The sequence below is a fragment of the Amycolatopsis dongchuanensis genome (genome assembly GCF_039542405.1).
GTDB lineage: Bacteria > Actinomycetota > Actinomycetes > Mycobacteriales > Pseudonocardiaceae > Amycolatopsis_E > Amycolatopsis_E sacchari.
Window position 1 is genome coordinate 46,844 of sequence record NZ_BAABIB010000119.1, and the last position, 18,019, is coordinate 64,862.

21 protein-coding genes are annotated in these 18,019 nt (G+C 72.1%); 17 read left to right on the plus strand and 4 right to left on the minus strand.

Annotated elements, in window-relative coordinates:
• Positions 1-28: 28 nt before the first annotated feature.
• A complete protein-coding gene (locus tag ABFX51_RS30445; protein ID WP_091514251.1) occupies positions 29-571 on the plus strand; it encodes an HIT family protein in 543 nt (180 codons plus the stop codon).
• Between the two features lie 50 nt (positions 572-621).
• Here the strand turns inward: ABFX51_RS30445 and ABFX51_RS30450 are convergent, their stop codons facing one another.
• Positions 622-1,170 carry a YceI family protein gene (locus ABFX51_RS30450; RefSeq protein ID WP_091514253.1) on the minus strand — a complete coding sequence of 183 codons (549 nt, stop codon included), beginning with the start codon at positions 1,168-1,170 and terminating at the stop codon, positions 622-624.
• A gap of 91 nt (positions 1,171-1,261) precedes the next feature.
• On the opposite strand from ABFX51_RS30450, the gene ABFX51_RS30455 reads away from it, so the two are divergent.
• The 6 genes from ABFX51_RS30455 (at position 1,262) to ABFX51_RS30480 (ending at position 5,575) form a co-directional block, all read left to right on the plus strand.
• Complete coding sequence (locus ABFX51_RS30455) at positions 1,262-1,771, plus strand: MarR family winged helix-turn-helix transcriptional regulator (RefSeq protein ID WP_091514255.1); 510 nt, start codon at positions 1,262-1,264, stop codon at positions 1,769-1,771.
• A 137-nt stretch (positions 1,772-1,908) separates the two neighbouring features.
• A complete protein-coding gene (gene pgsA / locus ABFX51_RS30460) occupies positions 1,909-2,520 on the plus strand; it encodes a phosphatidylinositol phosphate synthase (RefSeq protein ID WP_091514257.1) in 612 nt (203 codons plus the stop codon).
• The gene (locus tag ABFX51_RS30465) at positions 2,517-3,434 is read left to right on the plus strand and encodes a phosphatidylinositol mannoside acyltransferase (protein WP_091514259.1); all 918 of its coding nucleotides are present in this window, start codon (positions 2,517-2,519) and stop codon (positions 3,432-3,434) included. The genes pgsA and ABFX51_RS30465 overlap by 4 nt, the downstream gene beginning before the upstream one ends.
• Entirely contained in the window at positions 3,431-4,570 is a 1,140-nt protein-coding gene (locus tag ABFX51_RS30470; protein WP_091514261.1) for a glycosyltransferase family 4 protein, read from the plus strand. The genes ABFX51_RS30465 and ABFX51_RS30470 overlap by 4 nt, the downstream gene beginning before the upstream one ends.
• Entirely contained in the window at positions 4,567-5,058 is a 492-nt protein-coding gene (locus ABFX51_RS30475) for an NUDIX hydrolase (RefSeq protein ID WP_091514264.1), read from the plus strand. Before ABFX51_RS30470 ends, ABFX51_RS30475 begins: the two co-directional genes overlap by 4 nt.
• 52 nt (positions 5,059-5,110) lie before the next feature.
• Positions 5,111-5,575, plus strand: a complete 465-nt coding sequence (locus ABFX51_RS30480; RefSeq protein ID WP_091514266.1) for an XdhC family protein — start codon at positions 5,111-5,113, stop codon at positions 5,573-5,575.
• Positions 5,576-5,582: 7 nt separating this feature from the next.
• Here ABFX51_RS30480 and ABFX51_RS30485 read toward each other — a convergent pair whose 3' ends face one another.
• Together ABFX51_RS30485 and ABFX51_RS30490 are read right to left on the minus strand one after the other, a co-directional pair.
• On the minus strand, positions 5,583-6,422 hold the full coding sequence (locus ABFX51_RS30485) for a hypothetical protein (protein WP_091514268.1): 840 nt from the start codon (positions 6,420-6,422) through the stop codon (positions 5,583-5,585).
• A gap of 70 nt (positions 6,423-6,492) precedes the next feature.
• Positions 6,493-8,610, minus strand: a complete 2,118-nt coding sequence (locus tag ABFX51_RS30490) for an elongation factor G-like protein EF-G2 (RefSeq protein WP_346055713.1) — start codon at positions 8,608-8,610, stop codon at positions 6,493-6,495.
• 223 nt (positions 8,611-8,833) lie between these two features.
• Here ABFX51_RS30490 and pdxS point away from each other — a divergent pair, with 223 nt between their 5' ends.
• Positions 8,834-9,742 (plus strand): pyridoxal 5'-phosphate synthase lyase subunit PdxS, encoded by a 909-nt coding sequence (gene pdxS / locus ABFX51_RS30495; RefSeq protein ID WP_091514274.1) that lies wholly within the window; start codon positions 8,834-8,836, stop codon positions 9,740-9,742.
• 197 nt (positions 9,743-9,939) lie between these two features.
• Here the strand turns inward: pdxS and ABFX51_RS30500 are convergent, their stop codons facing one another.
• On the minus strand, positions 9,940-10,164 hold the full coding sequence (locus ABFX51_RS30500; RefSeq protein ID WP_091514275.1) for a hypothetical protein: 225 nt from the start codon (positions 10,162-10,164) through the stop codon (positions 9,940-9,942).
• A gap of 111 nt (positions 10,165-10,275) precedes the next feature.
• Between ABFX51_RS30500 and pdxT the strand changes: the two genes are divergently transcribed.
• The 9 genes from pdxT (at position 10,276) to secF (ending at position 18,017) form a co-directional block, all read left to right on the plus strand.
• On the plus strand, positions 10,276-10,896 hold the full coding sequence (pdxT, locus tag ABFX51_RS30505; RefSeq protein ID WP_346055715.1) for a pyridoxal 5'-phosphate synthase glutaminase subunit PdxT: 621 nt from the start codon (positions 10,276-10,278) through the stop codon (positions 10,894-10,896).
• Between the two features lie 11 nt (positions 10,897-10,907).
• Positions 10,908-11,657, plus strand: coding sequence for a YebC/PmpR family DNA-binding transcriptional regulator (locus ABFX51_RS30510; protein WP_091514281.1), 750 nt, complete (start codon positions 10,908-10,910; stop codon positions 11,655-11,657).
• Between the two features lie 91 nt (positions 11,658-11,748).
• Entirely contained in the window at positions 11,749-12,279 is a 531-nt protein-coding gene (locus tag ABFX51_RS30515; RefSeq protein WP_346055716.1) for a DUF4262 domain-containing protein, read from the plus strand.
• A 92-nt stretch (positions 12,280-12,371) separates the two neighbouring features.
• On the plus strand, positions 12,372-12,956 hold the full coding sequence (gene ruvC, locus ABFX51_RS30520; RefSeq protein ID WP_091514285.1) for a crossover junction endodeoxyribonuclease RuvC: 585 nt from the start codon (positions 12,372-12,374) through the stop codon (positions 12,954-12,956).
• Positions 12,953-13,549 carry a Holliday junction branch migration protein RuvA gene (gene ruvA, locus ABFX51_RS30525; RefSeq protein ID WP_346055717.1) on the plus strand — a complete coding sequence of 199 codons (597 nt, stop codon included), beginning with the start codon at positions 12,953-12,955 and terminating at the stop codon, positions 13,547-13,549. The genes ruvC and ruvA overlap by 4 nt, the downstream gene beginning before the upstream one ends.
• Positions 13,550-13,573: 24 nt before the next feature.
• Positions 13,574-14,620, plus strand: a complete 1,047-nt coding sequence (gene ruvB, locus ABFX51_RS30530; RefSeq protein WP_428832514.1) for a Holliday junction branch migration DNA helicase RuvB — start codon at positions 13,574-13,576, stop codon at positions 14,618-14,620.
• 95 nt (positions 14,621-14,715) lie between these two features.
• On the plus strand, positions 14,716-15,108 hold the full coding sequence (gene yajC / locus ABFX51_RS30535; protein ID WP_091514294.1) for a preprotein translocase subunit YajC: 393 nt from the start codon (positions 14,716-14,718) through the stop codon (positions 15,106-15,108).
• Positions 15,109-15,235: 127 nt separating this feature from the next.
• The gene (gene secD, locus ABFX51_RS30540; RefSeq protein ID WP_346055719.1) at positions 15,236-16,813 is read left to right on the plus strand and encodes a protein translocase subunit SecD; all 1,578 of its coding nucleotides are present in this window, start codon (positions 15,236-15,238) and stop codon (positions 16,811-16,813) included.
• A gap of 1 nt (position 16,814) precedes the next feature.
• Positions 16,815-18,017, plus strand: coding sequence for a protein translocase subunit SecF (gene secF, locus ABFX51_RS30545; protein ID WP_346055720.1), 1,203 nt, complete (start codon positions 16,815-16,817; stop codon positions 18,015-18,017).
• The last annotated feature ends 2 nt before the right edge of the window (positions 18,018-18,019 follow it).

The window sequence follows — 18,019 nt, forward strand, 5'->3', positions numbered from 1 at the left end:
GGCTTGCCGCGTCCGTTGAGGAGGCCGCGTGAGCGAACCCGAGCTGGTGCCCCAGGACGGGGTGGGCGTCCCGGACGCGCTGCAGCGGCTGTGGACGCCGCACCGGCTGGCGTACGTGCAGGGGCAGGACAAGCCCGAGGGGGACGAGCCCGAGGGCTGCCCGTTCTGCCGCCTGCTCGGCCTGCCCGACGAGCAGGCGCTGATCGTCGCGCGTGGCGAGCACGTGTGGGCGGTGCTGAACCTCTACCCGTACAACCCGGGCCACCTGATGGTGCTGCCGTACCGGCACGTGGCGGACTACCCGGAGCTGACCGCGGAGGAGACGGCCGAGCTGGCGTCGTTCACGCAGCACGCGATGACGGTGATCCGCTCGGTGTCGGGGGCGCACGGGTTCAACATCGGCATGAACCAGGGCGAGATCGCGGGCGCGGGCATCGCCGCGCACCTGCACCAGCACGTCGTGCCCCGCTGGGGCGGCGACGCGAACTTCATGCCGGTGATCGGCCACACCAAGGTGCTGCCGCAGCTCCTCGGCGAGACCAGGGCGCTGCTCGCGAACGCCTGGAAGTGACCACGGAAAAGCCCCCTCCGCGCACGGAGGGGGCTTTCTCGCGGACGGGCTCAGGCCTGCAGGCCGGCCTCGATGTCCAGCTCGATCTTGACCTTGTCGCTGACGACGGCGCCCGGGATGGAGCCGCCGACGCCGAAGTCGCCGCGGCTGACCTCGGTCGAGGCCGAGATGCCCAGCACCTTGCTGCCCGGCGCCATGCCGTCGCCGAAGCCGCCCAGGTCGGCCTTCAGGGTGACGGGCTTGGTGACGCCGTGGATGGTCAGGTCACCGTCGATGAAGAAGTCGCCGTCCTCGACGCGGATGCCGGTCGAGGTGAAGGTGATGGTCGGGAACTTCTCGACGTCCAGGAAGTCCTCGCCGCGCACGTGCGCGTCGCGCTGCTCGTTGTTGGTGTCGATGCTCGCGGCCTGGATGGTCGTGGTCACCGTCGAGTCGAGCACGTTCTCCGCGGTCACGATCGTGGTCTCGACCTGGTCGAAGCGGCCGCGGACCTTCGACACGCCGAGGTGGCGCACGGTGAAGGTCACGTCGGAGTGCGTGGCGTCGATCTTCCAGGTGCCGGCGACGTAGCCGGGGATCTCGGTCGCGGGTGCGCTCATGGGAATCTCCTCGGTGGATCAGGTCTTGGGATGTCCGGAACGAACTCTAGCAACTCTAGTTGAGGGCTCAACTAAGGGTAGGATTGTCCGTATGGCGGGAACCCGATGGCTCGACGACGAGGAACAACGCGTGTGGCGGAACTTCCTCGTAGCCGTGGACATGGTGCAGGGCCACGTCGACGGGCAGCTCCAGCGCGACTCGGGCATGCCGCGCACCTACTACGAGGTCCTGGTCGTGCTGTCCGAGGCGCCCGGCCGCACGCTGCGCATGAGCGAGCTCGCCGAGCGCTGCCGCTCCTCCCGCAGCAGGCTCTCGCACGCCGTCGCGCGGCTGGAGGACAACGGCTGGGTCCGCAGGGACAACTGCGCCACCGACAAGCGGGGCGCCTTCGCGATCCTGACCAAGGAGGGTCTCGCCGCGATCGAGGCCGCCGCGCCGGGGCACGTCACGGCCGTCCGCGAGGCCCTGTTCGACGCGCTCACGCCCGAGCAGGTGCGGGCGCTCGGCGAGATCAGCCTCGCGATCCGTAACCGCCTGACTCCGCGCTGTGCCGCCGCGCGGGCCGCCTGCGAGGCCGAAGAGGCCTCTCCCGCGCACTGATCGCCACAGTTGGGCGCGCCGGGGCGTTATCCCCTGGTGGCGGGTCGATAGGCTGCGGGCGAACCACTCCTCTCACGCAGCCAGGTGACGTAGACAGCGATGAGCCAGCAGGCCGAAAACCTTCCCCCGCAGATCCGATGCTGAACATCTTCGCGCGCGCCTCCGTCTCCCGCGCACTCGATCCGCTCGCCCGCGTGCTGCTGCGCGCGGGCGTCACGCCCAACGTCATGACCGTCGTCGGCACCGCGGGTGCCATCGCGTGCGCGCTCGGCTTCTTCCCCAACGGGCTGCTGCTGTGGGGCACGTTCACGGTCTGGGGCTTCGCGATGCTCGACCTGCTCGACGGCGCCATCGCCCGCGCCCGCGGGCACGGCACCCCGTTCGGCGCCACGCTCGACGCGACGTGCGACCGGCTCGTCGACGGCGCGTTGTTCGGCGCCATCGCGTGGTGGTGCTTCGTGGACAACGGCAACCTGCGCGCGGCGGGGGCGGCGCTGGTGAGCCTCGTGCTCGGGCAGGTGATCTCCTACGTCAAGGCGCGGGCGGAGGCGTCCGGCCTGAGCGCCGACGGGGGGCTGATCGAACGCGCCGAGCGGCTGATCATCGCGCTCGTCGGCACCGGGCTGGAGGGCTTCCACGTGCCCTACGCCGTCGAGGTCACCCAGTGGCTGCTCGCGGTGCTGTCCGCGGTGACGCTGGGGCAGCGGATGGTCGCGCTCGCCGCGTCCGCCCGGGAGGCCCATCCGTGACCCGGTTCTCCCAGCGTGTGAGCGATCTCGGGTACGCCGCCGGCTGGCGGCTGGTCCGGCGGGTGCCCCAGGGGCTCGCCGACGCCGCGTTCACGCTGGGGGCCGATTTCGCGGTGCGGCGGCGGGGTGCCGGGGTCGTGCAGCTGCGGCGCAACCTCGCGCGCGTCGTGCCCCAGGCGGGGCCCGCGGAGCTGGACGAGCTGACACGCCGGGCCATGCGGTCCTACGCCCGGTACTGGGAGGAGACGTTCCGGCTGCCCGCGATGGACCTCGACGTGGTCCGGCAGCGGTTCTCGATCACCGGCGTGGAGAACATCGAGGCCGCGCTCGCCGAGGGCAACGGCGCGGTGATCGTGTTGCCGCACATGGGGAACTGGGACATCGCCGGGGTGTGGCTGGTCGGCTACGCGGGCTCGTTCACCACCGTCGTCGAGCGGTTGCGGCCCGAGTCGGTGTACCGCCGGTTCGTCGAGTACCGCGAGTCGCTGGGCTTCGAGATCCTGCCCGCGAGCGGGGGCACCGGCTCGTTCCGGCTGCTGCTGCAACGGCTGCGGGAGAACAAGCTCGTGTGCCTGGTGGGGGACCGCGACCTGTCGGGCTCCGGCGTGCCGGTCACGTTCTTCGGCGAGCGCACCAGGATGCCCGCGGGGGCGGCGCGGCTCGCGGTCAGCACCGGGGCAGCGCTGCTGCCGGTGGGTTCGTGGTTCACCGAGGACGGCTGGTCCGCGCGCGTGCACCCGCGGATCCGTGTCACCGCCCGCGCGGAGATCCCCGCCGCGGTGCAGGCGACCGCCGACATCTTCGCCGGGGACATCGCCGCGCACCCCGCCGACTGGCACATGCTGCAGAAGTTCTGGACCGCCGATCTCGGCGAGAGCGAGCCCGAACCCGCGGAGGAGGCGGCGGCCGGGTGAAGATCGGCATCGTCTGTCCCTACTCGTTCGACGTCCCCGGCGGAGTGCAGGGGCACGTCGTGGACCTCGCGCGGGCCCTGATCGCCCGCGGCCACGAGGTGTCCGTGCTCGCGCCCGCCGACGACGACTCCGACGTGCCGGAGTTCGTGCAGCCCGCGGGCAAGGCGCTCGCGATCCCGTACAACGGCTCGGTGGCGCGGCTGCAGTTCGGGCCGGTGTCCTACGCCCGCGTGCGAAGGTGGCTGCGCGAGGGGAACTTCGACGTGCTGCACCTGCACGAACCGGCCGCGCCGAGCCTGTCGCTGCTGGCGCTGAAGGTCGCGGACGGGCCGATCGTCGCCACCTTCCACACCTCGACCCCGCGCTCGCGCACGCTTTCGGCCTTCCAGCCGGTGCTGCGCCCGCTGCTGGAGAAGATCACCGCGCGGATCGCGGTGTCGGCGCTGGCCCGGCGGGTGCAGGTGGAGCACTCGGGCGGGGACGCGGTGGAGATCCCCAACGGCGTGGACGCGGAGTTCTTCGCGCGGGCGTCCCCTTTGGACGGTTACCCGCGCGCGGGCGGCACGCTCGGTTTCGTCGGCCGGTTCACCGAGCCGCGCAAGGGGATGGACGTGCTGCTGGAGGCCGCGCGCCGGCTCCTGCCGGAGTACCCGGAGCTGAAGCTGCTCGTCGTCGGCCGGGGGGACGCCGACGAGCTGCGGCGGATGGCGGGCCCGCACCTCGCCCCGCACCTGGAGCTGCTCGGCCAGGTCGACGACGCGACGAAGGCCCGCGCGCTGCGCAGCGTGGACGTCTACTGCGCGCCCAACCTCGGCGGCGAGAGCTTCGGGATGATCCTCACCGAGGCGATGGCGGCGGGCACGCCCGTCGTCGCGAGCGCGCTCGACTCGTTCCGGCGGGTGCTCGACGACGGCCGCGCGGGGGTGCTGACCCCGCCCGGTGACGCGGGCGCGCTGGCCGACGCGCTGCGCGAACTGCTGGGCGATCCGGCCCGGCGGAGTTCGCTGGCGGCCGCGGCGGGGGAGCGGGTGACGATCTTCGACTGGTCGGTCGTGGTGGCGCAGGTGCTGCGTGTCTACGAGACCGCCGTCGCCGCCGACCCCCGCCGGGTCAGCGCCGAGGAGGCGGTGCAGTGAGCTGGCTCGTGGTGCTGCTCGCGGTCGTCGCCGCGGTGATCGTGCTCGGCGGGTTGTTCCTGGTGGCGACCGCGAACCGGCTCGACCGCCTGCACGTCCGGCTCGACGCGGGCTGGGCGGCGCTCGACGCGGCGCTGGCCCGGCGCGCCGTCGTCGCGCGCACGGTCGCGGCGGGTGCCCTGACCGGGGCGGAGGCGCTGGCGGTGGTGCAGGCCGCGGACGCGGCGGAAGCCGCCCCCCGCAGCGAGCGCGAGGACGCCGAAAACGAGCTGACGAAACGGCTTTCCGCCGTGGACCGCACGAGCCTGCCGCCCCGGCTCGCCGAGGAACTGGCCGACGCCGAACAACGCGTCGTCATCGCCCGCCGCGTGCACAACGACGCCGTGCGCGACACGCTCGCCCTGCGGCGGCGGCGCAAGGTGCGGTACTTCAAACTCGCGGGCACCGCCCCCCAGCCGCAGTACTTCGAAATCGTGGATCCAGCGTAGGCCGGCCCCTCGCCCGACCACCACGGAGCGCTTCGCGCGCTAGCTTTACTGCATGACGGACCCCAACTGCGCGGTGGCCCACGGCGAAGCCGAGCCGGAGACCGAGACCCGCACGCTCGTCGCCGTGTTCGCCACCCCGGTCGCCGAGTACCTCCTCAAGTACGGCAGCGATCTGGGCTACCACACGGTCCAGTACGACCCGCGCGAGAATTCCCTGCCGACGCTGGACGGCACGGCCGACGTCGTCGTGACCGACCACCACCGGCCCGAGCTGGGCGAGGTGCTGCGGGACGTGCTCGCCCACCCCGTGCGCTGGGTGGGCGTGATGGGCAACCCGCGCCACCCCGGCCCGCACGTCGAGGCGCTCAAGCAGCTCGGCGTGCCACCCGAGCAGATCGACCGCGTGCACCGGCCGATCGGGCTGAACATCGGCTCCCGCACGCCGCCGGAGATCGCGATCGCGACCCTCGCGGGCCTGCTCGCCGACCGCAACGGGCGCTCCGGCGGGTTCTTCTGACCCTGCCTCAGCCCTGCCAGATCCAGTCGCGGCGCTCGTAGCGCACCTCGAACCCCAGCCGCAGCATGTTGTGCAGGGACGGGTTGTGCGTGCCCGGATCCTCGGCTCCCGTCTCGGCGACCAGCCAGGTGCAGCCGAGCGACGCGGCCAGCTCCGCGCGGGCGGCGAGCAGCGCGGTCTGCCCGCCGCGCTTGCGTGCGCGGGGCAGGGTGGCACCGCCGAAGAACTGGGCCACGCCCGCGCGCACGTGAAGCGCGCCGGTGCCCACGAGCTCGTCGCCGTCCCAGGTGCCGAAGGCGTGCCAGCCCTCCCGGCCGACCACGCTCGCGGACAGCGCGACCAGGTCCCCCTCGGGCTCCCCGAACCCGCGCACCTGCGCCGAACCCCAGGCCGTCGCGTCCTGCGGCGACACCGGAGCGACCCGCAAGTCGGTGGCCGGCCGGTGCTCGGTGATCCGGGCCAGCGCGATCTCCGTGCGGCAGACCAGTTTCACGCTCGTGCCGCCGGCCGAGAGGCCGGTCTTCTCGCAGATCTCCGGCCAGTCCCCGGGAAGGGCCTCGGGTGCCAGCTGGAACCTCGCGTGCCCCACGTGCTGGGCGGAGTAGAAGGCGCCGATCTCGTCGACCAGATCCGCCGTGACCGGCTCCGCGAAGCCGAGCCCGAGCGCCACGCTCCAGTGGTCCATCGAGTCGTGCCGCATCGCGAGCGCGACACCACCACCGATCCGCGCCGCCGCGATACCGAGCGCAGACCGGACCTCCGCCGGTGCTCCCGTCTCGAAGGAGAGCAGCATCTCGGCCTCGGACGCTTCCGCCTCCGAGGCCGGCAGGATGGCGGGCGAGCTCATCGCGGTCCTCACTTCCGTCAGGACCGCAACCTATCGCCGTTCCGCGGCGGGCCTCCGCCGGACTGCCCCGTCAGACCCCGGTCCTGACCCCCTCCGGCATCGGGTCGAAGCGGGCGTGGCGCCGGGTGAAGCTCGCCGTGCCCGAGGTCAGCGAGCGCAGGTCCGTGGCGTACCGCAGCAGCTCCGTCGCGGGCACCTCGGCGCGGACGAGCGTGCGCCCGCCGTGCGCGGCCTCCGTGCCGAGCACGCGGCCCCGCCGGGACGACAGGTCGCCCAGCACCGCGCCCAGGTGCTCGTCCGGCAGCAGCACGGTCACCTCGTCGAGCGGTTCGAGCAGCACGATCCGGCTGTTCGCGGCCGCGTCCTTGAGCGCCAGCGCCCCGGCGGTCTGGAACGCCGCGTCGGAGGAGTCGACGCTGTGCGCCTTGCCGTCCACCAGCGTCACGCGCACGTCCACCACCGGGTTGCCCGTCGCCAGCCCGCGCCGCAGCTGCGCCCGCACCCCCTTCTCCACGCTCGGGATGAACTGGTGCGGCACCGCGCCGCCGACGATGCGGTCCACGAACTCGAACCCGGCCCCGCGCTCCAGCGGCTGGACCTCGATGTCGCACACCGCGTACTGCCCGTGCCCGCCGGACTGCTTGACGTGCCGCCCGTGCCCCTTCGCCGGGCTCGCGAACGTCTCGCGCAGGCTGACCTTCACCGGCTCGGTGTCGACCTCGGCGCCGCCCGCGCGCAGGCGTGACAGCACGACGTCCGCGTGCGCCTCGCCCATGCACCACAGCACCAGCTGCCCGGTCTCGGCGTTGCGTTCCAGCCGGAGTGTGGGATCGCCCGCGACGAGCCGGGAAAGGTTGCGCGACAACGTGTCCTCGTCGCTGCGGTTGTGCGCCACGATCGCCACCGGCAGCAGCGGCTCCGGCATCGTCCACGGCTCCACGAGCAGCGGGTGGTCCGGCGCCGACACGGTGTCGCCCGTCTCGGCCGAGCCGATCTTGGTCAGCGCACACAGGTCCCCGGCGACGCAGTACGGCACCTCGCGCAGGTTCGAGCCCAGCGGGGAATACACATGCGCCACGCGCTCGTCGGCGTCATGGTCCTCGTGCCCGCGCTCGGCGAGCCCGTGCCCGGAGACGTGCACCGGCCGTTCCGGCCGCAGGGTGCCGGAGAAGACGCGGACCAGCGAGACCCGGCCGACGTAGGAGTCCACCGCCGTGCGCACGACCTCCGCCGCGAGCGGCCCGTCCGGGTCGGCGCGCAGTTCCTCGTGGGCACCGCCGTCGAGCCCGGTGACCTCGGGCAGCGGGTGCTCCAGCGGGGACGGGAAGGCGCGGGCGATCCCGTCCAGCACCTCCGCGAGGCCCAGCCCGCTCGTCGCGCACACGGGGATGACGGGGTGGAACGCGCCCCGCGCGACCGCCTTCTCCAGGTCGGAGATCAGCACGTCCTCGCTGATCTCCTCGCCGGCGAGGTAGCGGTCCATCAGGCCCTCGTCCTCGCTTTCGGCGATGATGCCCTCGATCAGCTCGTTGCGGGCCTCGGTCATGCGGTCGAGGTCGGCGGGGTCGGGCTGACCGAGCTTGGGCGGGTAGCCGTCGGAGTAGTCGTACAGCTGCTGCGTGATCAGCCCGACGAGCCCCGGCCGGTTGCTCGCGGGCAGGTACAGCGGGAGCACCCCGGCGCCGAACGCCTCCTGGCACGCGGCGATCTCACCCGCGATGTCGGCGCGCTGGTGGTCGGTGCGGGCGATGATCACCGCGCGCGGCATGCCGACGGCGGCGCACTCCTCCCACAGCGAGACGGTGGCGGGGTCGACCCCCTCGGCGGCGCCCACGACGAACAACGCCGCGTCGGCGGCCCGCAACCCGGCTCTCAGCTCACCGACGAAGTCCGCGTAACCGGGGGTGTCGATCAGGTTGATCTTGACCCCGCCGTGCAGGACGGGGGCGACGGCGAGCCCGACGGACCGCTGCTGGCGCACCGCGGCCGGGTCGTGGTCGCACACCGTCGTGCCCTCGGTGACGGAACCGGCCCTGCTGACCGTGCCGGACACGGCGAGCAGGGCCTCGGTGAGGGTGGTCTTGCCCGATCCGGAGGGGCCGACCAGGACGACGTTGCGCAGGTTGCGGGGGTCGTCCACAGCGACCGCGGCCCCGGCGTCACCGTTGCGGGGTTGCTTCTCGGCCATGGCAGGCCTCCCGGACTTCGATGTCGGTAACGGGTGTGCCCCCGATCACACACCCGTCGGACACGCCCCGGCAACCCCGTGTCCACCAGGCCACCCGTCTGCCCCCGCCGAGGGGAAAAGTGGCCTTCCGGAATCGTGGCTTATTGGCCTTAATGAGCGGTCCACCTCGACCTAGACTGGACGTCGCAAGCCCTTCCCCCGTGCTTTCGAAAGGCGATTTCCCGTGTCCGAAACTGCTTCCTCCCCGGTGCCCGAGCGCGGTACGGCGCGTGTCAAGCGCGGTATGGCCGAGATGCTCAAGGGCGGCGTGATCATGGACGTGGTCACCGCCGAGCAGGCCAAGATCGCCGAGGACGCGGGCGCGGTCGCCGTGATGGCACTGGAGCGCGTGCCCGCCGACATCCGGGCGCAGGGCGGCGTGGCGCGCATGAGCGACCCCGACCTCATCGACGGCATCATCGAGGCGGTGTCGATCCCGGTGATGGCGAAGGCCCGCATCGGCCACTTCGTCGAGGCGCAGGTGCTGCAGTCGCTCGGGGTGGACTACATCGACGAGTCCGAGGTGCTCACGCCGGCCGACTACGCCAACCACATCGACAAGTGGGCGTTCACCGTGCCGTTCGTGTGCGGGGCGACGAACCTGGGCGAGGCGCTGCGCCGCATCAACGAGGGCGCGGCGATGATCCGCTCGAAGGGCGAGGCCGGCACGGGCGACGTCTCGAACGCGACCACCCACATGCGCAAGATCCGCGGGGAGATCAAGCGGCTGACGTCCCTGCCGGAGGACGAGCTGTACGTCGCGGCCAAGGAGCTGCAGGCGCCGTACGAGCTGGTGCGCGAGGTGGCGGAGCGCGGCAAGCTGCCGGTCGTGCTGTTCACGGCGGGCGGTATCGCGACGCCGGCCGACGCGGCGATGATGATGCAGCTGGGCGCGGAGGGCGTGTTCGTCGGCTCGGGCATCTTCAAGTCGGGCGACCCGGCGAAGCGCGCCGCGGCGATCGTCAAGGCCGTCACCTTCCACGACGACCCGGACGTGATCGCGAAGGTGTCGCGCGGCCTCGGCGAGGCGATGGTCGGCATCAACGTCGACGACGTCCCGGAGCCGCACCGCCTCGCCGAGCGCGGCTGGTAGGCCCTCAGGCGGGGTACAGCTCGACGGCGGCGGAGCGCTGGGGCCCGTTGATCGGGAGCGGGTGCAGGCGCCGGGGGGAGGCGATCGGTCGCTCCGGCCGGAAACCGGGCCGGGCACTCCGCCTCGACGGCCACGTCAGTCCTTCCCGGTGAGCACCGCCAGGGCCGCGGACGCGTCCAGGACGAAGCGTGCGCCGCTCATCCGGCGTTGTCCCGGTCCTCGCGGATGGCGGCGACGATCAGATGGCCAGGAACTCCGCCATCCCGGTACCGGTCCAGGTCCTCGAGGATCTCGGCCATCGTCGGGCCGTCGGCGAACTCCGCCCGCCGGCGCTCGAGGTACGCCTCGAGGCTGAACGGATCATCCGGGCGCCGGGGCCCGGGTGCCTCCCGCTCGGGCGGGTGGGCCGCGTTCTCGGTCATGCACCCAGGCTAGCCCCCCGCACGGACGCCCAAAACCGCGTCCTTGCACGTCAGCGCACGTCTGGGCCGCCGCGGCGCGGCGCGGCCTACAGTGGATCAGGAGGAGGTCAGGTGACCACGAAGCCGGTGATCGGCGTGCTCGCCCTCCAGGGCGACGTGCGCGAGCACCTCGCCGCGCTGGAGCACGCCGGGGCGGGCGCCCGGCCGGTGCGGCGGCCGGAGGAGCTGGCCGCCGTGGACGGGATCGTCCTGCCCGGCGGCGAGTCGACCACGATGTCGCGGCTGCTGGAGTCGTTCGAACTGCTCGAACCGCTCCGGGACCGGATCGCGGACGGCCTGCCCGCCTACGGCTCGTGCGCCGGGATGATCCTGCTCGCCCGCCAGGTCCTCGACGGGCGCCCCGACCAGCGGCAACTCGACGCACTCGACGTCGTCGTGCGGCGGAACGCCTTCGGGCGGCAGGTCGACTCCTTCGAGGGTGACCTGGACTTCGCCGGGCTCGACGACGGTCCCGTGCACGCCGTGTTCATCCGCGCCCCTTGGGTGGAGAAGGCGGGCGACGGGGTGGAAATACTGGCCAGGGTGCCCGACACGGCCGGTGCCGGGGACGCGGCCGCTAGGATCGTCGCCATCCGGCAGGGGCCGGTGCTCGCCACGGCCTTCCATCCGGAACTCACGGGGGACGAGCGGGTGCACCGGCTCTTCGTGGGCATGGTGCACGAAACGATGTAGACGGAGGAGAGATGAGCGGCCACTCCAAGTGGGCTACCACCAAGCACAAGAAGGCCGCCCTCGACGCCAAGCGTGGCAAGCTGTTCGCGAGACTCATCAAGAACATCGAGGTCGCCGCGCGGACCGGCGGGGGCGACCCGGACGGCAACCCGACGCTCTACGACGCCATCCAGAAGGCGAAGAAGAACTCGGTGCCGCAGGACAACATCGAGCGCGCCCGCAAGCGCGGCGCCGGGGAAGAGGCCGGCGGCGCCGACTGGCAGACGATCAACTACGAGGGCTACGGCCCCAACGGCGTCGCGGTGCTCATCGAGTGCCTCACCGACAACCGCAACCGCGCGGCGTCCGAGGTGCGCACCGCGCTGACCCGCAACGGCGGCTCGCTCGCCGACCCGGGATCGGTGGCGTACCTGTTCAACCGCAAGGGCGTGGTGATCATGCCCAAGAACGACCTGTCCGAGGACGACGTCCTCATGGCGGTCCTCGACGCGGGTGCCGAGGAGGTCAACGACCTCGGCGACAACTTCGAGATCGTCTCCGAGGCGACCGACCTCGTCGCGGTGCGCAAGGCGCTGCAGGACGCCGGGTTCGACTACGAGTCGGCGGAGGCGAGCTTCCTGCCGTCGGTCAACGTGCCGCTGGACGCCGAGGGCGCCAAGAAGGTCTTCAAGCTGATCGACGCGCTCGAGGACTGCGACGACGTCCAGAACGTGTACGCCAACTTCGACGTTCCGGACGACGTTCTCGCCGAGGTCGGCTGAACCCGTTCGAGCGAACAAGAATCCCGGTGTGCCAGGCATGCCGGGATTTTTTGCGGACAGGCACTGTGCCCGCGCGCGGCCTTGCGGCACAATGGCCGCCGTGACCGAGACGACGACCGAGGTGCTCGCGCCCGAAGATCACGAACTTCTCGAGTGGATCGTCTCCGAGGCCGAGCGCCGGGGCAACGCGGTCATCTCGGTTCCCAGTGACGACAAGGGATCCGGCTACTGCTTCACCGCGTGCGTGTGGGCGCTGCACAAGGTGCCGGAGGCCGTCGTCGTCGGGCTGCCCGAGCACATGGCGCAGGTCCTGCTGGACGCCTATGTGGACCGGGCCGCCACCGCGGGGCCGTTCGAGCCCGGCCGGATCTACGACGACTTCTTCGAGGGCGTGCCCGTCGTCTTCGAGCAGGTGCACCCCGGGCACTACCCCGAGTACTTCGGCAGCGCCTTCCTCGTCTACCCCGACGGCGACTTCCCGGCGCTGCAGATCATCGTCGCCACGCCCGAGGGCAAGTGGCCGTGGGACCCCGACGCCCCCGAGGGTTTCGCCGAGTGGCAGCCGGTGCTGACCGACAGCGGCAGGCCGGAGAGCTGGACCCCTGGCGTCGACGGTCCATAGTGGACATACGCTCGCTCCGGCGCGTCGTCCCGGGCGGGCGGCACCCGACCCGGTAGCCTCCGAACTGGTGTTCGGGCGCGGAAGGGCGGATCATGCGGGTGCTGGGTGTCGACCCCGGGCTGACGCGGTGCGGGCTCGGGGTGGTGGACGGCGGCGTGGGCCGCACGGTCCGCTGCGTGGCGGTGGACGTCGTGCGCACCCCCGTCGACGCGACGCTCGCGAACCGGCTGCTGAAGATCTCCGACGCGGTGGAGGAGTGGCTCGACCGCTACCGGCCCGAGGCCGTCGCCGTCGAGCGCGTGTTCAGCCAGCACAACGTCCGCACGGTGATGGGCACGGCGCAGGCCGGCGGCGTGGTCGCGCTCAGCGCGGCGCGGCGCGGGCTGCCGGTCGTGTTCCACACGCCGAGTGAGATGAAGGCCGCCGTCACCGGCTCTGGCCGGGCGGACAAGGCGCAGGTCACGGACATGGTCACCCGCCTGCTGGGGCTCGCGGAGGCGCCCAGCCCCGCGGACGCGGCGGACGCGCTGGGCCTGGCGATCTGCCACCTGTGGCGGGAGCCGATGCGGGCCCGGCTCGCCGAGGCGGAGGCGCGGGCGGCCGAGCTGGCGAAGAAGCACCGGGCGCGGCTGGCCGCGGCCGCGAAGGCAGCGAAAGCGAAGGGGGCGGCACGATGATCTCGTCGGTGCGCGGGGAGGTGCTGTCGGTCGGGCTCGACCACGTGGTCGTCGAGGTCGGCGGGGTGGGCTTCGCGGTGCAGGCCACGCCGTCGACGCTGGCGACGCTGCGGCGCGGCGAGGAGGTGCGCCTGCACACCGCGCTCGTCGTCCGCGAGGACTCGCTGACGTTGTTCGGGTTCGCCGACGCCGAGTCGCGCGAGCTGTTCACGCTGCTGCAGACCGTGTCCGGGATCGGGCCGCGGCTCGCGCTCGCCGCGCTCGCCGTGCTCGACCCCGACAAGCTGCGCACCGCGCTCGCCGAAGGCAACATCACCGTGCTCACGCAGGTCCCGGGCATCGGCCGCAAGGGCGCCGAGCGGCTGTCGCTGGAGCTGCGGGACAAGGTCGCCGCGACCGGCGCCGCTCCCGGCGAGGCCGCGCCGGCCGCCGGGGCCGCGGTCCGCGCCGAGGTCGTCGAGGCGCTCACCGGGCTCGGGTTCCCCGCCAAGCAGGCCGAGCAGGCCGTGGAGAAGGTGCTGGCGGCGGGCGAGGTCAGCGACACCCCGGGGGTGCTGCGTGCCGCGCTGACCACCCTCGGCCGCAAGGGCTAGGCCACGAGCGTGCACGATGACAGCGTGACCGAATTCGACTCCGACGAGACCCTCTCGGCGCTGCCGCAGACCGGCGAGCGCGAGGTCGAGACGACGCTGCGCCCGCGCAAGCTCTCGGAGTTCGTCGGCCAGCCCCGGGTCCGTGAGCAGCTGGAACTGGTGCTGGAGAGCGCCCGGCGCCGCGGCGTGCCGCCGGACCACGTGCTGCTGTCCGGCCCGCCCGGCCTCGGCAAGACGAGCCTGGCGATGATCATCGCGGCCGAGCTGGACGCGGCGATCCGGATCACCTCGGGCCCCGCGCTGGAGCGCGCGGGCGACCTCGCCGCGATGCTGTCCAACCTCGCCGAGGGCGACGTGCTGTTCATCGACGAGATCCACCGCATCGCCCGGCCCGCCGAGGAGATGCTGTACCTCGCGATGGAGGACTTCCGGGTCGACGTGGTGGTCGGCAAGGGGCCCGGCGCGACGAGCATCCCGCTGGAGATCGCGCCGTTCACGCTGGTCGGGGCCACGACGCGGTCCGGCTCGCTGACCGGCCCGCTGCGTGACCGCTTCGGCTTCACCGGGCAGATGGAGTTCTACGCCGACGAGGAGCTGGACCAGGTGGTCCGGCGGGCGGCGGCGATCCTGGGCATCGAGATCGACCCGGCAGCCAGCTTCGAGATAGCCCGTCGCTCGCGGGGCACGCCGCGCATCGCGAACCGGCTGCTGCGGCGCGTGCGCGACTACGCCGAGGTCCGCGCCGACGGGCACATCACGCTCGACGTCACCCGGGCCGCGCTGAAGGTCTACGACGTGGACGAACTGGGCCTCGACCGGCTGGACCGCGCCGTGCTCGGCGCGCTGGTGCACTCGTTCGCAGGCGGCCCCGTCGGGGTGTCGACGCTCGCGGTGGCGGTGGGGGAGGAGCCGACCACCGTCGAAGAGGTGTGCGAGCCGTACCTGGTCCGCGCGGGTATGCTCGCGCGGACCCCACGGGGACGGGTGGCGACCGCGGCCGCGTGGGAGCACCTCGGCCTGCGTCCGCCCGCGGAACACGGCCGAACGGACCAGTCGACGCTGTTCGACTAGCCCCGCCTGGTGAGAGTTGCGGCTTCACCTGGCACACTCGAGAGAGCACATCCGGACAAAAAGGTGCGCGCGCCGCGTGTGCCGAATGGAGAATCATGAACCAGCTCTTGCTGCCGTTGCTGCTCATGCTCGTGGTGGCGATCCCCCTCGTGCTGGGCAGCCGCAAGCAGAAGCGCGCCGCCGCGGAGCAGCAGAACCTGCAGGCCAGCCTCGCCGAGGGCGACCGCGTGATGACCACGTCGGGCCTCTACGGCACGGTGGCCGACACCAGCGACGACACCACGATCGACATCGAGATCGCCCCCGGTGTCGTGACGACGTGGCTGCGCCAGGCGGTGCGCGAGAAGGTGGCCCCGCCGGTCGAAGAGGTCGAGGAGACCACCTCCGACGACGAGCCCACCACGGTCGCCGCGGTCGAGGACACCCCGGCCGAGGAGAAGCCGGGCCCGCAGGTCGCGCCCCCGCTGGAGCAGGGCAACAAGAAGTAGCCAGGACGCGAAGCCCCTGGCGCCGACACGCGGGCGCCGGGGGCTGCACGCTGTCCTCACGTGGCACCGAGTACTGTCTCGGTGCTGACATGGGCTGAAGCTTATTTTCCCGAGGAGAACGACCACCGTGGCACCACCGGCCGGGCGGATCCGCCCGGGACGCTACCTGGGCTTGTTCGTTTTGATCGTGGTCGTGCTCTACGCGCTGGTGTTTTTCACCGGCGGCGGCAAGCCGACGCCGAAGCTGGGCATCGACCTGCAGGGGGGTACGCGGGTCACGCTGTCCGCGCGCACCCCCGACGGTTCCGCCCCGTCGAAGGACTCGCTCAACCAGGCCCGCCAGATCATCGAGAGGCGGGTCAACGGCTTCGGTGTGAGCGGCGCCGAGATCATCCTCGACGGCAGCAACATCGTCATCACCGTGCCCGGTGAGCAGGGCGACCAGGCGAAGAAGCTCGGGCAGACCGCGAAGCTGGGCTTCCGCCAGGTGCTCGACGCGCAGACCACCACCACGCCGCCGGCCCCGGCCACCCCGGGTGCGGACGACCAGTCGCCGCAGCAGATCCAGCAGGCCAAGGCCACCCGGCAGGACCCGGCGCTGGCCACCGGCTCCGGGGACACGCTGGCCGCGTCCCCGACTGCGCAGCAGGCGCTCACCGCGTTCACCTGCTCGGCGCAGGACCCGCTCCGCGGCAACGACGACCCCAACCTGCCGCTGCTGGCGTGCAACAAGGACGGCACCGAGAAGTACCTGCTCGGCCCGGTGTTCCTGGAGGGCACCGAGATCGACAACGCGGTGTCCTCGCCGCCCGCGCAGAACAAGCCCGGCTGGACCGTCGACCTGACGTTCAAGTCCGCGGGCCGCCAGATCTGGGCCGACTTCACCACGAAGCACTACCAGCAGCAGACGAGGACGGCCTTCACCCTCGACACGCAGGTGGTGTCCGCGCCCGCGATCCAGAGCGCGATCGTGGACGGCAACACCCAGATCAGCGGGCAGTTCACCCAGCAGCAGACCAAGGACCTCGCCGACATCCTGAAGTACGGCTCGCTGCCCCTGTCGTTCACCACGTCCGACGCGACCACGGTGTCGGCGACGCTGGGGCTCGCGTCGCTCGAGGCCGGGCTGATCGCCGGTGGCGTCGGGCTGGCGCTGGTGTTCGTGTACTGCCTGTTCTACTACCGCCTGCTCGGCGCGCTCACCATCGTGTCGCTGGCCCTGTCCGGTCTCGTGGTGTACGCGGTGCTGGTGCTGCTGGGCCGGTGGATCGGCTTCACGCTCGACCTCGCGGGCGTCGCCGGGTTCATCATCTCGATCGGTGTCACGGCGGACTCGTTCGTCGTGTTCTTCGAACGCCTCAAGGACGAGATACGCGAGGGCCGCACCTTCCGGTCGGCGGTGCCACGCGGCTGGACGCGGGCGCGGCGCACGATCCTCGCGTCCGACGCGGTCATGTTCCTCGCGTCCGCGGTGCTCTACGCCATCGCGGTCGGGGACGTGCAGGGCTTCGCGTTCACCCTCGGCATGTCGACCGTGCTGGACCTGCTCGTGGTGTTCCTCGTGACGCACCCGCTGGTGGCGCTGGCCGCGAAGTCGAAGTCCCTGTCCAACCCGAAGCTGACCGGGCTCGGTGGGGTGCAGCACCTCGCCGACGAGCGCCGGGGCGCCAGGAAAGCCGCCGCCGCGGCCGCGAAGGAGGCGTGAGGTGTCCAGCCCCGCAGGAAACCCGCCCGCTCCGGCGTCCGGCGCGAAGAAGGGCAGCGTGTTCCACCGGCTCTACGTCGGCACCGGCGCGTTCGACATCGTCGGCAAGCGCAAGCGGTGGTACCTGTTCTTCGCCGGGCTGGTGCTCGTGTGCCTCGCTTCGATGGTGTTCCGCGGTTTCAACCTCGGCATCGAGTTCGAGGGCGGCACGCAGCTGCAGCTGCCCGCGCACGGCACCCACGGCACCATCACCGCCGACCAGGCCAAGCAGGTGTTCGCCGACGCGCTCGGCCAGCAGGCGTCCTCGGCGCAGACGGTGGGCGTCGGCAACGCGGCCACCGTGCAGATCCGGTCCGAGGCGCTCGACGAGACCGACGTCTCGAAGGTCAAGCAGGCGCTGTTCGACCGGCTGCAGCCCATCGGTTCCAACGGCCAGCCCAGCGTGCAGGCGATCAGCGACAGCGCGGTGAGCGCGTCGTGGGGCGGGGAGATCTCCCGGCAGGCCCTGATCGCGCTCGCGGTGTTCATGGTGCTGGTGACGGTGTTCCTCGCGATCTACTTCGAGCGCTGGATGGCCGTCGCCGCGCTGATCTCGCTGGTGCACGACATCGTGGTCACGGCGGGCGTGTACTCGCTGGTGGGCTTCGAGGTCACCCCGGCGACCGTGATCGGCCTGCTGACGATCCTCGGGTTCTCCCTGTACGACACCGTGGTGGTGTTCGACAAGGTCAAGGAGAACGCGCGGGGCCTGCTCGGGCTGACGCGCCGCACCTACGCCGAGACGGCGAACCTGGCGCTGAACCAGACGCTGATGCGCTCGATCAACACGTCCGTCATCGCGCTGCTGCCGGTGCTGGGCCTGCTGATCGTGGGTTACCTCCTGCTCGGTTCCGGGACGCTGCAGGACCTCGCGCTCGTGCAGCTCACCGGCATGCTCGCCGGCGTCATGTCGTCGCTGTTCCTGGCGACCCCGCTGCTGGTGGACCTCAAGATGCGCGACCCGCGGTACAAGCAGCAGGCCGAGCGCGTGCGGGCCCGCCGCGCGAACCTGGCGCGCAAGGCCGAGCAGGAGGCCGCCGGGGAGGACGTCGAGGACGAGCAGGAGAAGGCGTACGCCACGGCGGCCACCGGCTCCTCCCGCGCGACCAAGGGCACCAGGCCGCAGCCGCGCCGGGGCCGCCCGAGCGGCAAGCGGAAGCGCTGAGC